The following is a 12,914-nucleotide window of genomic DNA, read 5'->3' as shown; positions in this document are numbered from 1 at the left end:
CTATGACTTTGGATTATTTAAAATGATCAAAGCAGCTATCACCCCGGGAATCCATCCCAAGACTGTCAATATCAAAACGATCAAAATTGATCCACAACCTTTATCATAAACGGCTAGCGGCGGAAATAATACTGATAGAATAACTCTCCAAACACTCATTAAAAAGCAAATTTTGATGCAAAGATAGAATTATTATTTCGGCTTTTAATTGCGTTGTGCGGCAGCCTGATAGTCACTATATTTGCATCCGCATTTTTGTTGAATGCATAAAAAAAATTATATGCAGCAGTTATCAGAACAGGAACAGATTAGAAGAGAGAAATTAACGGCCATAAGAAAAGCCGGCATTAATCCATATCCTGCCGATCTATTTCCGGTAGACCATACTACCGTGGATATTAAGGGAAATTTTGAAGAAGGTAAAAAAGTGGTGATCGCCGGTAGGTTGATGTCCAGAAGAATCCAGGGAAAAGCATCTTTTGCTGAACTTCAGGATTCCAAAGGCAAAATCCAGGTGTACTTCAACAGAGATGAAATTTGTACCGGTGAAGACAAATCTAAATACAATGATTTTTACAAGAAACTACTTGATATAGGTGATTTCATCGGGATTGAAGGGGAATTATTCAAAACCCAGGTTGGAGAAATGACCGTAATGGTAAAGGATTTCCACCTTTTAAGCAAAGCGCTTAGACCGCTTCCACTTCCAAAAACAGACAAAGAAGGAAATACCTACGACGGGTTTAATGACCCGGAGCAGAGATATCGCCAACGTTATGCTGATCTTGCCGTGAACCCAAAGGTTAAAGAGATCTTCGTGAAAAGAACAAAGCTATTCAATGCCATGCGAAACTTCTTTAATGAAAGAGAATATTTTGAAGTGGAAACTCCAATTCTTCAATCTATTCCGGGTGGAGCTGCAGCCAGACCATTCGTAACGCATCATAACGCGCTGGATATTCCTCTTTACCTTAGAATTGCCAACGAACTTTATTTGAAAAGACTGATTGTAGGTGGATTTGACGGAGTTTATGAATTCTCAAAAAACTTCAGAAATGAAGGAATGGATAGAACGCATAACCCGGAGTTTACCGCGATGGAAATCTATGTAGCCTACAAAGACTACAATTGGATGATGGAGTTTACCGAGCAACTGCTGGAACATTGCGCCAAAGCCGTGAATGGAACCACCGAAGCTACTTTTGGTGAACACAAGATCGATTTTAAAGCGCCATACAAGCGTTTGAGCATGACCGATGCTATTAAAGAATTTACTGGTTTCAATATAACCGGGAAATCTGAAAAAGAACTTTATGAAGCTGCAAAAGGCATGGGCATCGAAGTTGATGAAACCATGGGTAAAGGAAAATTGATTGATGAGATCTTTGGTGAAAAATGTGAAGGAAACTTTATACAACCAACCTTTATTACAGATTATCCGAAAGAAATGAGTCCGTTATGTAAGGAACACCGGGATAATCCTGAGCTTACCGAACGATTTGAACTTATGGTTTGCGGAAAAGAGATCGCCAATGCATATTCTGAGCTGAATGATCCTTTGGATCAGCGTGAGCGATTTGAGGAACAACTGAAACTTTCAGAAAAAGGTGATGATGAAGCAATGTTTATTGATAACGATTTCCTAAGAGCTTTAGAATACGGAATGCCTCCAACATCGGGTCTTGGAATCGGGATGGACAGGTTAATCATGTTCTTAACTAATAAACAATCTATCCAGGAAGTATTGTTCTTCCCGCAAATGAAACCTGAAAAAAAACAGGTAGAATTGACCGATGAAGAAAAAGCAGTTTACAAACTTCTTAAAAACGATGAAGTTCATGAACTTGATACCATCAAAGACCAGTCTGGATTAAGTAATAAAAAATGGGATAAGGCGGTAAAAGGCCTTAGAAAACACAAAATGATAGATGTTTTTAAAGAAGGAGAAGTATTGAGCATGAAAATCTCATAACTTTTATCATATTTCATTGAAAAGCCCTGTAGAAATACAGGGCTTTTTTATTTCAGAATAGATTTCCAGGTTTTAACATTTGAATTTTAAACCATTCGGTTAAATTGCAGTCAAACCATTACCTAATAGGCAGTTCATTCTCATTTGAGGAGAAACACTGTTTTCAAATTTTAACATATTAACCAAATAATTACTTTTCTATGATCAAAAAACAAAGTCTCAGGCTCATGCTTGTAGCACTTTCTTTGTCTGTATCAGGTTGTGCGGTATTTCAGCCTTCCAGCAAAAAATCTGAAACCGCTCAGACCGAAGAAAAAGGAGACAAAAAAGATGGAGACCTAAAACCCTACGCCAAGGTCATCACTAAAGACGCTAAATCAGACGAAGGTTTGTTTACCGTTCATAAAGTTGATGAGAAATATTTCTACGAAATTCCAGACAGCCTTTTCAATCGTGAAATGCTAACCGTTACCCGTATCGCAAAAACTGCAAGCGGAATTGGTTTTGGCGGTGGAAAGCAAAATACGCAGGTACATCGCTGGCAGAAAAAAGGAAATAAAGTTCTGCTTAGAGTAGTTTCTTATGATATCTATGCCAATGATTCTCTTCCTGTTCATGAGGCTGTGGTAAATTCAAATTTTGAACCTATCATTCAGTCATTTGATATTCAGACTATTGGAAAAGATTCTATCAGCAAAACAACGGTGATCGATGTAACAGATCTTTACACAAAGGATGTTCAGGCACTGGGAATGCAGGATAGAACAAGAAAACAATATAAAGTTTCGAGGCTGGATGAAAGTCGTTCTTTTATAGATACGATTAGAAGTTATCCTGAAAACATCGAAATAAGACATATTAAAACTTACAACGCAGGTGAGCCGCCTTCCAATGAAAGCACCGGTTCAATTTCTATGGAATTCAGCAATTCTATGATACTTCTTCCGAAGGTTCCTATGGAAAGAAGATATTTTGACGAGCGTGTAGGATGGTTTACTACAGAACAAACCGATTATGGTCTTGCTGCCCAAAAAAGTAAAACTATTGAATACCTTGACAGATGGAGACTTGAAGTGAAGGATGAGGACATGGAAAAGTTTAAAAATGGTGAACTGGTAGAACCAAAAGAACCTATCGTTTACTATATAGACCGTGCCACTCCAGAGCAATGGGTACCTTACATCAAACAAGGAATTGAAGATTGGCAGGTAGCTTTTGAAGCCGCTGGTTTCAAAAACGCCATTATTGCAAAAGATGCTCCAACTCCAGAAGAAGATCCAGACTGGAGCCCCGAAGATGTAAGATATTCTGTAGTTAGATATCTTGCTTCTCCAATTCCAAATGCAAACGGACCTCACGTAAGTGATCCACGTTCAGGAGAGATCCTGGAATCTGATATCAACTGGTATCATAATGTAATGACGCTTCTTAGAAACTGGTTCTTTGTGCAAACTGCAGCGATCAATGAAGATGCTCAGGGAGTTGCATTCAAAGATGAAGTGATGGGAAGATTGATTCGCTTTGTTTCTTCTCACGAGGTTGGCCATACTTTAGGTCTGCCACACAATATGGGAAGTAGTGTTGCTTATGCCGTGGAAGATCTAAGAGATCCTGAATTCACTAAAGAATTTGGTACCGCGCCATCTATTATGGACTATGCTCGTTTCAACTATATCGCTCAGCCAGAAGACGGTGATGTAGCTTTAATGCCTGAAATTGGACCATATGATAAATATGCTATTGAATGGGGTTACCGTCCAATTCCTGAGAAAGAAGGAATGGAAGAAAAGGAAATTCTTGACGAATGGATCCTGGAACATGCGGGAGATCCAAAATATAGATTCGGAAGACAGCAAAGTGGAGTAATAGACCCAAGTTCTCAAACCGAAGATCTTGGAGATGATGCGATGCTTGCCAGTGAATATGGAATTAAAAACCTGAAGAGAATTGTACCTAAACTTATCGAATGGACTGCTGAAGACGGTAAAGATTATGAAGATCTTGATGACCTGTACGGCCAGGTGCTTGCACAGTACAACAGATATATGGGACACGTTGCGGCCAATATTGGTGGAGTTTACGAATATTACAAAACTTACGACCAGGAAGGCGCTGTTTACACTCATGTAGATAAGGAAACGCAAGAAAGAGCGATGAGCTTTTTACAGGAGCAATTATTTGATACTCCGGAATGGCTGATCAACCAGGATATTTTCAATAAGATTGAATTCGACGGAAATATTGAGCGTATCAGAAATATGCAACAAAGAGCTCTGAATGATATCCTTGATTTTGGTAGAATGGCCAGATTGATGGAAAATGAAGAGATCAATGGTAATGAAGCTTATTCTCTTCTTGATATGATGACCGACCTGAGAAAAGGTATCTGGAGTGAAGCTTATTCAGGAAAGAAAATAGACAGATACCGCAGAAACCTTCAACGTGCCTATATTGAAAGAATGGAGCACTTGATGAATGAGGAGCAGGATGAAATTCCTGCAAGATGGAGAGACTGGGTTACAAGAAGTAACGTAAACGTTTCCCAAAGTGATATTAGACCGGTTGTACGTGGTGAATTAAAATCACTTGAGCGTCAGCTTAAGAATTCACAGTATAGTTCTGGAGACACTTTAACAAGGTATCATTTACAGGATGTATTAAAAAGAATTGACCTGATTCTCAATCCGGTAAATTAAAAATTATAATACAATAGGATTAAAAGCTATCGTTGTTAAAACGGTAGCTTTTTTTTGTTAAAGCATTATCTACTTAACTCTTCAAGCTTTAATTTTAATAGAACAACTTTAAAAATCAAAGTGATGAAGAAGATAAGCTTAATAATGATCGTAGCTTTTATTTCTCTTGGAGCGTTGGCTCAAGGGAATGAAAAGGATAAAATGCCTAAGCATTCTAAAACTCATAAAATGAGTAAAGAGCATATTGATAGTGAAGCTCACGCAATGATGTATGCCGACAAAATGACCACAAGGCTGAATCTAAGTCTGGAACAAAAGGAAGAGATTAGGGAGGCTCAGATGAAAAGACTGGAAAGGCAGAAAGAAATGATGGCTGCTATGATGAGCGAAGGAGGCAATATGGGAAGTTATAATGAGGAGAAGAAGCAGGAAAAGATGAAAATCCAGAGCGACTTCCAAGAAGAAATGAGAGAGATACTTTCCCCTGAACAATATCAAGATTGGGAACCTATGCATAAGCGAGAAATGAAAATGCAAGGGGAGAAAATGAAAAATAAAGATAGCTATAAAGCAAAAGGAAAAAATAAAGTAAAGAACAAAGGAAAAGACAAGGATAAAAATGAAAGAGATTCAGACGATTATTAGTCTGAAATTTAGAATTTCTCAAAACAGGACCAAAAGTCCTGTTTTAGTTTTTAAACCTTTTTTAATTTTAAAAGTCAAACAATCAGAAACTTAAACATTCATATTATGAAAAAGTTGATTACCGTAGTATTCCTTTTTATTGGAGTCACAGTATTTGCGCAGGATAGAGCTACTGCCAGAGCTGAAATGTCTCAGGATGAAATGGCAACTCTTAGAGCAAAAAGGTTGGTAATGCAGTTAGATTTGAATGCAGAGCAGGAAGAAAAACTGAAAAAGTTATTTGCAAAAAGAATTGAAGCAAATAAAGAATTGAAAGAAGAGATCGATAAAAATAAACAGGCAGACCGGGAGGAAAAAGCAGAATTGCGAAAAGAGCGTATGGAAATGAATCAAGAGCAAAAGGAAGAATTGCGCGAGATCCTTACCGAAGAGCAATATTTAAAATGGGAGCAACTTCAGGAGAAAAGAAAAAAAGGAAGACGAGCCCCAATGAGAGAAAGAAAAAATTAGAATTTGGATTTTTTAATTGTTTGTTAGCTTGAAAGGAACCTTTGCGGGTTCCTTTTTTAATTTACAAAGAACTTCACGATGAGTCCGCCGGCAAGCCATAAATAACAAATGAGCGCGAGGTATTTTAAAACTTTTTCCAGCAGCTCACTTTTCGGCGCCATTTCTTTCATGAACATCACATCCTTTCGCTTAAAGAACCCGAGGTAGATCAAATATCCGGAGATAGCCAAAAAAGCCATATTCAGCCAGAAAGTATAATCAATTTTAAAATATTCCGAATCCTGAATTTTGACCGAAGAAGGGTCTGGCAATAAATTGAACAAATCGAATCCGTAATGCAACAGCAGTGACGCTCCAATTAGAGAAGCGAATAACAGGAACAGGATAAAAAAGCTCATTTTCCAGCCGTAATATTTCGCGTTGATCCTTAAAATTGGAAAAACCACCAGGTCACTGAAAATAAAGGCCATTACTCCGGCAAAACTTACTCCTTTCCCAAAAAGTAAAGCTGCCAGCGGAATATTCCCCATAGAGCCAATGAAGGTTAGAAAAGCAGCAACCGGACCCACGATAATATGTTCCAGAATCGTGAAAAAGCTGAAATCGGTAGTGCCCTGTCCACTATTAATAAATAAAGTTTGAAAGAAAGAGTCAGGTACAAAAGCTGCCACGATCCCAGCAATGGTAAATCCAACGGTCACATCCTTCCAGACCATCTTCCACTCCATCCCGTATTGCTGGGAAACTTTGGCCCAACTGGTTTCAGATTCTATCTTTTTCTTCCAGGATTTATCTGAAGCATCGCTATCATCATCTTCGCTATCCAGTCGTTCCCTGGCTTTTTTGATCAGCTTTTTAGGATTGATAATTCTAATCAATAACCAACTGATCAAAATCAGAATAATTCCTCCAAGATATTCTCCTACAACAAACTGCCACCCGAGGAAGATCGAAATGATAATTCCCAATTCTATAACCAGATTGGTCGACGCCAGGAGAAAAGCGATGGAAGAGACAAAACTCGCGCCTTTCTTAAAGAGGCTTTTAGTAGATGCCAGCGCTGCAAAACTGCAAGAACTGCTTATGAATCCAAAAAAAATTCCTAAAAGCAATCCTTTAGATTCTTCTTTTCCCATAGTTTCCTGCATCTTTTTTTCAGTCACAAAAACCTGGATACAGCTGCTAATTACATAACCCAGGGCAAATGCCCATAAGGCCATCCAGAAAAATCCTGAGGTCGTGTAGGCGGCTTCGCCCCATTTACTTAAAAAATCCTGCATAATTTAATTTTAGGTTAGTTTTGCGGCTCTCAATCTCAAGGCATTTGTTATCACCGATACTGAACTAAAGCTCATGGCTAGCGCGGCGATCATTGGCGATAATAGAATCCCGAAAAAAGGATATAGAATTCCCGCGGCAATTGGCACTCCAATGCTATTATAGATGAGGGCAAAAAATAGATTTTCCTTGATATTTCGCATTACTTTTTCGCTCAGTTTTATAGCTTTCAGCACACCTTTAAGATCACCCTTTACCAGAGTGACCTCAGCACTTTCAATAGCGACATCGGTCCCGGTTCCCATGGCGATCCCAATATTAGCCTGAGCAAGCGCGGGCGCATCATTGATCCCGTCACCAGCCATCGCAACTTTCCTACCCTCATTTTGAAGCCGCTTGACCTCATCCATTTTATTCTGCGGAACCATTTCCGCCTTAAAATCGGTTAGATTCAATTCTTTGGCTACAGCAGCAGCTGTTTTTTCATTATCACCAGTTAACATGACCACTTTGATCCCTTCTTTCTGTAATTCCTGTAAAGCGGCCAAACTCGTTTTTTTGATCTTATCTGAAATCGTTACGAATCCAACAACTTTGTTATCAACCGATAAGTATGAGACAGTTTTACCCTTTTCCTGTTCTGCAGAAACTTTTTTCAAGGTGTTTTCTGAAATTTCAATATGATCAGCCTGCATCAATTTATCGTTACCCAAAGCCAGTTTTTTTCCTTCGAATTCAGCCTCTACACCTTTCCCGGTTACGGCATTAAATCCTGAAGCTTCGCCATGTTCGATATTAGCTTCTTTGGCATAATTTACGGTTGCAGTTGCCAGCGGATGCTCACTCTGTGCATTCACCGAAGCGATCAAACGTGCGATCTCATTTTCAGAATATTCTGAAGTGACAGAAACTACTTTTTCCACGGAAGGTTTCCCTTCAGTGATCGTTCCGGTCTTATCAATAATCAGGGTATCGATCTGGTTCATTTCTTCCAGGGCGCGAGCATTCTTGATCAAAACACCATTTTTCGCTCCTTTTCCAACTCCCACCATTACAGACATTGGCGTAGCCAATCCCAGTGCGCATGGGCAGGCAATGATCAATACGGCAATTGCATTTACCAATGCATAAACGTAAGATGGTTCGGGACCGTAGATTGCCCAGATAATAAAGGTAATCACGGAAATTACTACCACGATCGGTACAAAATAAGCCGAGATCCTATCTGCCAGTTTTTGAATTGGAGCCTGGGAACGACTCGCTTCATTTACCATTTTGATGATCTGGGCCAGCAGAGTTTCGTCGCCAACTTTTTCAGCGGTCATGGTAAAGCTCTGGTTCCCGTTGATAGTCCCGGAACTAACATTATCTCCTTCCTTTTTATCTACCGGAATTGGTTCACCCGTGATCATGGACTCATCAATACTGGATTTACCTTTTTCGATCTTACCGTCAACCGGAATTTTATCTCCGGGTTTTACTCTTAAAATATCACCTTGCTGAATTTTATCTACAGATATTGTTTCTTCCTTTCCATCAATTACTCTAACGGCTGTATTTGGAGCTAATTTCAGTAATTCCTTGATTGCAGAATTGGTTCTACTATGAGCTCTTGCTTCCAAAACCTGACCCATTAGAACAAGTGTCAGGATCACCGTGGCAGCTTCAAAATAGACGTGCACGGTTCCCATTTCAGTTTTGAATTGCGCAGGAAAAAAGTCGGGAAATAAAAGTCCGAAAACACTGAAAACCCAAGCTACTCCGGCTCCAATCCCGATCAAAGTAAACATATTCAGGTTCCAGGTTTTTACAGATCGCCACGCTCTTTCAAAGAACATCCAGGTGGCATAAAAAACCACCGGTAAGGAAAGTCCGAATTGTATCCAGTTCCAGACCTTCATATCGACAAGCTTATAAAGAGGATTATCCGGAATCATTTCAGACATCGCAATGAGAAAGATGGGTAAGGTAAATGCGACCGCAATCCAGAATTTTTTAAGTAGTTTCTTATAGCCTTTTTCTTCTGCCGAGGCTTCCGGTTCTTTGGGAACGAGATCCATTCCGCAGATGGGACAATCTCCAGGTTCATCCTTAACAACGTCTGGATGCATCGGGCAGGTGTATTGAGTAGTTTGCGGAGCGGCACTTACTTCCTCAACCAGATCCATTCCACAGACCGGGCAGTCTCCGGGTTTATCATAGGTTTTATCTCCTTCGCAATGCATGGGACAATACCAGGTTCCGGTTCCTTTTTCAGTTTTAGATTTAGATTTTTTATCAGATGTTTTATGATGCTTACGCGGTTCTTCTCCCGGCATCATAATGTGGTAATTTCCCCCATTTTTTTGCAAAGCCTCTTCAAACTTTTCAACATTTATGTGATGCTTCATGCTTATCTCTGCTTCCGCTTTTTCGAGATTCACTGAAGCATTGATCACACCATCAACCTCATTTAATGCATTTTCCACATGAGACCTGCAACCATTACAGGTCATCCCGGTCAACTTGTAGGTATGGGTCATCGGCTTATCAGACTTATGACCAGTATTATCTGGCATCATGATATGATAATTCCCACCTCCTTCTACCAGTGCTTTTTCGAATTTATCTAATGGAATATGCTTTTCCATCTCTATTTCTGCCGAACCTTCCTGCAGATTCACATCTACCTGCTGAACACCTTCCACTTTACTCAGGGATTTTTCTACATGAGTTTTACAGCCATTACAGCTCATTCCGGTGATCTTATATGTATGTTTCATTTTTTATGAATGATGATCCCTCTAGAATTTAAGGGATGTTTGCACTACTAAAATACGACAGTTCGAAATAGAAGAGTTTCGAAATCAGGCAGAATACTTTCAATTTAAATTTAGTCAAAAAAGAACTGCCTGAAATTCGATTCAGGCAGTTTTTAGTTTTATGCGACGTAAGCCTCACATGCTTTTACACATTCTCTACAGGCTTCCGCACAGTCTTTACAATGTTGATGATCATGCTTTCCACATTCATCGGCACAGGCCTGGCAAACTTTTTTACAATAATCAACCAAGCCTTGTACGTCTTTATAATTAGTGGCAAGAACCTGGTTTAACGTAGAGCAGACTTCTGCGCAAACACGATCGGTTCTAATACAATCTTTCATCATTTTCACATTGTCTTCATCCAGACATGCATCGGCACAATAATTACAATGGTTTATGCAATTTCCAAGTGCGCTGATCAGTTTCTCATTTCTCATAACTAATTGATTTTATTGGTTTCCCTCTAATTTAGTCAAGAGTTGAGCCTTGCGGTTTTAAAATTATGCTAACTTCTTTCAGTTTTAAGATTACTTAAACAGAATCAAGTCTTTTTCTGTCCTTTATGTGAAGATTTTTGTATTCTGAAGGAGTGAACCCGGTAGCTTTTCTGAAAGAAGTAGATAAATATGCTGGAGTAGAATATCCCAAATTATCTGCGATCATGGCAATACTCCAATCATCATAATTAAGCAATTCCTTTACCCTTTCAATACGCACCGCATTATAAAATTTCTGAATGCTTTGGCCTTCATTTTCAGTAAAAATATGTGTGATATGACTGTAATCGTAATTCAGTTCCTTACTGAGCAGACTGGATAGTTTCTGATTGGAAGGATCATCAGAATAAACTTCCTCAATAATCACAGATTTAATGTTGTTGATAAGGCGTTCATTGCGATCCTGGATGATTTCAAAGCCAACTTTTTCAAACTCTTTCTGAATTTGATGTTTCTCGATACTGCTAATTTTTCTCTCAAGCACCGCCTCACCCAGACTCACTTCAGAAAAGGGTATATCTAGCCTGTTGAAAATTCCCTCCACCGTCATGATACAACGCTGGCAGACAACATTCCTGATATTGATTTTATGTTCTTCCAAATCGATTTCTGGTTGGATTCGCTATTAAATTTATAAAATATCAGGCTGAACTGCTCCAGCCTGATATTAAAATGCTTATTACATGATAGTTTCATCAACTCTCCCGCACTTCAACATTTTGTCCCCGAAATACGGATTCCTGATCTCTTCTGAAGAAGAATACCAGTAATCCCCTTTCCCTTCAAATGCCATCGGGCAGAATTGCTTATAGATCTTTCCAGAAGAGATCGCATCTTTAAGTACCGGTTCCATCGCTGCTGTTAATTCTGAAAATACTTCTCTTTGAGCATTTACATCTTCAGTATCTGCAAGTTTACCTGCAATTTCGGCGATCTCCGGCTTAGCTTCCGCCAGGGTCTTCTGAAGGTTTTGAGCAGCCTTACCCGCCGCGGCTGCATCAGTTCCAACCAACGCATCTTTAACTGAAAGGTATTCTTCATAAGCCTGAGTTACATTCTGATCCTTGAACTCAGCATTAGCTTCTTCCGAAACTTTGTCTGCTTTCATTTCTTCAGAATGATCATTCATTTCATGTTTCTCTTCAGAAACCTGATCATTATTCTCCTTTTTTTGGTCACCACATGAGGTTAAAACTAAACTCCCTGATATTAAACTCATGGTGATTAAACTTCTTACTTTCATTTTCATATTTCTAATTATTAGGTATTTATATTTGACGTTTTATATTTCTCAAATTAACAATCGCTACTTTTTCTTTTTCACCGGCTTCAGGATCTTTCTCACTGTAGGTGAAGAAATATACCAAAGAAGAAATCCGCTTAAAACCGTGATAAGTCCTAACAGGGAAAATGCTCGTAGCAACAAATTATTAAAATCGTCTCTTCCCTCGTAATCCATGGTATGGGTCATCCATAAAAAATCGAACCAGCGCCATTCCCGATGACGCACAGTATTGAAATTTCCGGTTAATGCGCCCACGTAAGCCTTAAGATTTTCATCGGTTTTATAGGAAATCACATATGCCGGAAGTAGTCTTTCCCGGTATTCATGATGCTTTCCAGTTTCTGTGATCCTTTCAATGCCTGAAACTTCAAGATCATTTTTCATATATCTGGAAGCGATATCCAGCGCCTGTTTTTTATTGATCTCTTTTATTTTTTCTCCAGACCGGGCATCCATCAGGACCTCATCGTTGATATAGTAATAAGGCTCTCCTGAAATTTCCTGAAGTTTTACCGAAGTTACTTTTAAATCTGGATCCAGGTCTGTCGGACTCCTAAGTTCTGAAAAAGCCGAATGTATTGGTTTTTCCTTTTTAAAGTGATCTCCATGAATCTCATCAAGATCTGTCCAGCTAAAATACAATCCGCTCACCGTCCACATTATAAATTGTATCCCAATAAATATTCCGAGATACCTGTGAGCTTTTCTAATATTTAAAGCAGTTTTTCTTTTAACCATTATTGCTCTTTCTCCAGTTTGTCGATTAATTTCTTCATTTCTGCGATCTCTTTCTCCTGTGCTTTAATGATTCCCTCTGCAAGTTCTTTCACTTCGGGATCATCAATTTCCGCTCTTTTACTGGTTAGAATTGCTATGGAATGGTGCGGAATCATCGCCTTCATGTAAAGAACATCGTCTACAATAGGTGCCTGTGCTCTGACCAATCCCAGTGCTCCTAGAAATAGCACAAGGCTACCCACATAAATCGCGATATTTTTCTTTTTGTTTCTATACATTTTAAGCATCAGCGATAGCATAATTACGGCCATTGTTGAAATTCCCAGGCAGGTCATATAAAATCGTGTAAGGCTAAAATAAACATGATCAATCTCATAGGTATTGAAATACATGGTGATATACATTGCCATAAAAGACAGCCCCAACATTAGAAAAAACCGGTTATAATTATTTCCGCTTTTGTGCATTTCGTTGTCTTTGGAATTCATT

The 12,914-nt window shown here is 39.0% G+C and carries 12 protein-coding genes; 4 read left to right on the top strand and 8 right to left on the bottom strand.

The window, feature by feature from the left end; translation table 11 throughout:
- The gene (locus tag AC2S94_RS07000; RefSeq protein ID WP_484630756.1) at positions 1 to 159 is read right to left on the bottom strand and encodes a YqaE/Pmp3 family membrane protein; all 159 of its coding nucleotides are present in this window, start codon (positions 157 to 159) and stop codon (positions 1 to 3) included.
- Positions 160 to 280: 121 nt separating this feature from the next.
- Here AC2S94_RS07000 and lysS point away from each other — a divergent pair, with 121 nt between their 5' ends.
- From lysS to AC2S94_RS06980, 4 genes are all read left to right on the top strand, one after another.
- Positions 281 to 1,972: a lysine--tRNA ligase gene (gene lysS, locus AC2S94_RS06995; RefSeq protein WP_484630755.1), complete on the top strand. Its 1,692-nt coding sequence runs from the start codon at positions 281 to 283 to the stop codon at positions 1,970 to 1,972.
- Positions 1,973 to 2,172: 200 nt separating this feature from the next.
- Positions 2,173 to 4,668 carry a zinc-dependent metalloprotease gene (locus AC2S94_RS06990; RefSeq protein WP_484630754.1) on the top strand — a complete coding sequence of 832 codons (2,496 nt, stop codon included), beginning with the start codon at positions 2,173 to 2,175 and terminating at the stop codon, positions 4,666 to 4,668.
- A 123-nt stretch (positions 4,669 to 4,791) separates the two neighbouring features.
- The gene (locus tag AC2S94_RS06985; RefSeq protein WP_484630753.1) at positions 4,792 to 5,313 is read left to right on the top strand and encodes a hypothetical protein; all 522 of its coding nucleotides are present in this window, start codon (positions 4,792 to 4,794) and stop codon (positions 5,311 to 5,313) included.
- 105 nt (positions 5,314 to 5,418) lie between these two features.
- A complete protein-coding gene (locus AC2S94_RS06980; protein WP_484630752.1) occupies positions 5,419 to 5,823 on the top strand; it encodes a hypothetical protein in 405 nt (134 codons plus the stop codon).
- A 56-nt stretch (positions 5,824 to 5,879) separates the two neighbouring features.
- On the opposite strand, the gene AC2S94_RS06975 is transcribed toward AC2S94_RS06980, so the two are convergent.
- The 7 genes from AC2S94_RS06975 to AC2S94_RS06945 form a co-directional block, all read right to left on the bottom strand.
- Positions 5,880 to 7,103: a permease gene (locus AC2S94_RS06975; RefSeq protein WP_484630751.1), complete on the bottom strand. Its 1,224-nt coding sequence runs from the start codon at positions 7,101 to 7,103 to the stop codon at positions 5,880 to 5,882.
- A 9-nt stretch (positions 7,104 to 7,112) separates the two neighbouring features.
- Complete coding sequence (locus AC2S94_RS06970) at positions 7,113 to 9,863, bottom strand: heavy metal translocating P-type ATPase (protein WP_484630750.1); 2,751 nt, start codon at positions 9,861 to 9,863, stop codon at positions 7,113 to 7,115.
- A gap of 158 nt (positions 9,864 to 10,021) precedes the next feature.
- Positions 10,022 to 10,342: a four-helix bundle copper-binding protein gene (locus AC2S94_RS06965; RefSeq protein ID WP_484630749.1), complete on the bottom strand. Its 321-nt coding sequence runs from the start codon at positions 10,340 to 10,342 to the stop codon at positions 10,022 to 10,024.
- A gap of 94 nt (positions 10,343 to 10,436) precedes the next feature.
- Positions 10,437 to 11,003 carry a helix-turn-helix domain-containing protein gene (locus AC2S94_RS06960; protein ID WP_484630748.1) on the bottom strand — a complete coding sequence of 189 codons (567 nt, stop codon included), beginning with the start codon at positions 11,001 to 11,003 and terminating at the stop codon, positions 10,437 to 10,439.
- 78 nt (positions 11,004 to 11,081) lie between these two features.
- Positions 11,082 to 11,651, bottom strand: a complete 570-nt coding sequence (locus tag AC2S94_RS06955) for a DUF3347 domain-containing protein (RefSeq protein ID WP_484630747.1) — start codon at positions 11,649 to 11,651, stop codon at positions 11,082 to 11,084.
- 57 nt (positions 11,652 to 11,708) lie between these two features.
- A complete protein-coding gene (locus tag AC2S94_RS06950; RefSeq protein ID WP_484630746.1) occupies positions 11,709 to 12,425 on the bottom strand; it encodes a PepSY domain-containing protein in 717 nt (238 codons plus the stop codon).
- Positions 12,425 to 12,913: a DUF305 domain-containing protein gene (locus AC2S94_RS06945; protein WP_484630745.1), complete on the bottom strand. Its 489-nt coding sequence runs from the start codon at positions 12,911 to 12,913 to the stop codon at positions 12,425 to 12,427. Before AC2S94_RS06945 ends, AC2S94_RS06950 begins: the two co-directional genes overlap by 1 nt.
- Position 12,914 lies beyond the last annotated feature (1 nt).

Source organism: Christiangramia pacifica (assembly GCF_057221535.1).
The sequence above is the reverse complement of the archived record's forward strand: the minus strand, read 5'-3'. Positions and strand labels throughout refer to the sequence as shown.

Excerpts from the sequence above, each read along its gene's own strand:
- AC2S94_RS07000 (WP_484630756.1), bottom strand. The coding sequence starts at position 159 with ATGAGTGTTTGGAGAGTTATTCTATCAGTATTATTTCCGCCGCTAGCC.
- lysS (WP_484630755.1), top strand. The coding sequence starts at position 281 with ATGCAGCAGTTATCAGAACAGGAACAGATTAGAAGAGAGAAATTAACG.
- AC2S94_RS06990 (WP_484630754.1), top strand. The coding sequence starts at position 2,173 with ATGATCAAAAAACAAAGTCTCAGGCTCATGCTTGTAGCACTTTCTTTG.
- AC2S94_RS06985 (WP_484630753.1), top strand. The coding sequence starts at position 4,792 with ATGAAGAAGATAAGCTTAATAATGATCGTAGCTTTTATTTCTCTTGGA.
- AC2S94_RS06980 (WP_484630752.1), top strand. The coding sequence starts at position 5,419 with ATGAAAAAGTTGATTACCGTAGTATTCCTTTTTATTGGAGTCACAGTA.
- AC2S94_RS06975 (WP_484630751.1), bottom strand. The coding sequence starts at position 7,103 with ATGCAGGATTTTTTAAGTAAATGGGGCGAAGCCGCCTACACGACCTCA.
- AC2S94_RS06970 (WP_484630750.1), bottom strand. The coding sequence starts at position 9,863 with ATGAAACATACATATAAGATCACCGGAATGAGCTGTAATGGCTGTAAA.
- AC2S94_RS06965 (WP_484630749.1), bottom strand. The coding sequence starts at position 10,342 with ATGAGAAATGAGAAACTGATCAGCGCACTTGGAAATTGCATAAACCAT.
- AC2S94_RS06955 (WP_484630747.1), bottom strand. The coding sequence starts at position 11,651 with ATGAAAATGAAAGTAAGAAGTTTAATCACCATGAGTTTAATATCAGGG.
- AC2S94_RS06950 (WP_484630746.1), bottom strand. The coding sequence starts at position 12,425 with ATGGTTAAAAGAAAAACTGCTTTAAATATTAGAAAAGCTCACAGGTAT.
- AC2S94_RS06945 (WP_484630745.1), bottom strand. The coding sequence starts at position 12,913 with ATGAATTCCAAAGACAACGAAATGCACAAAAGCGGAAATAATTATAAC.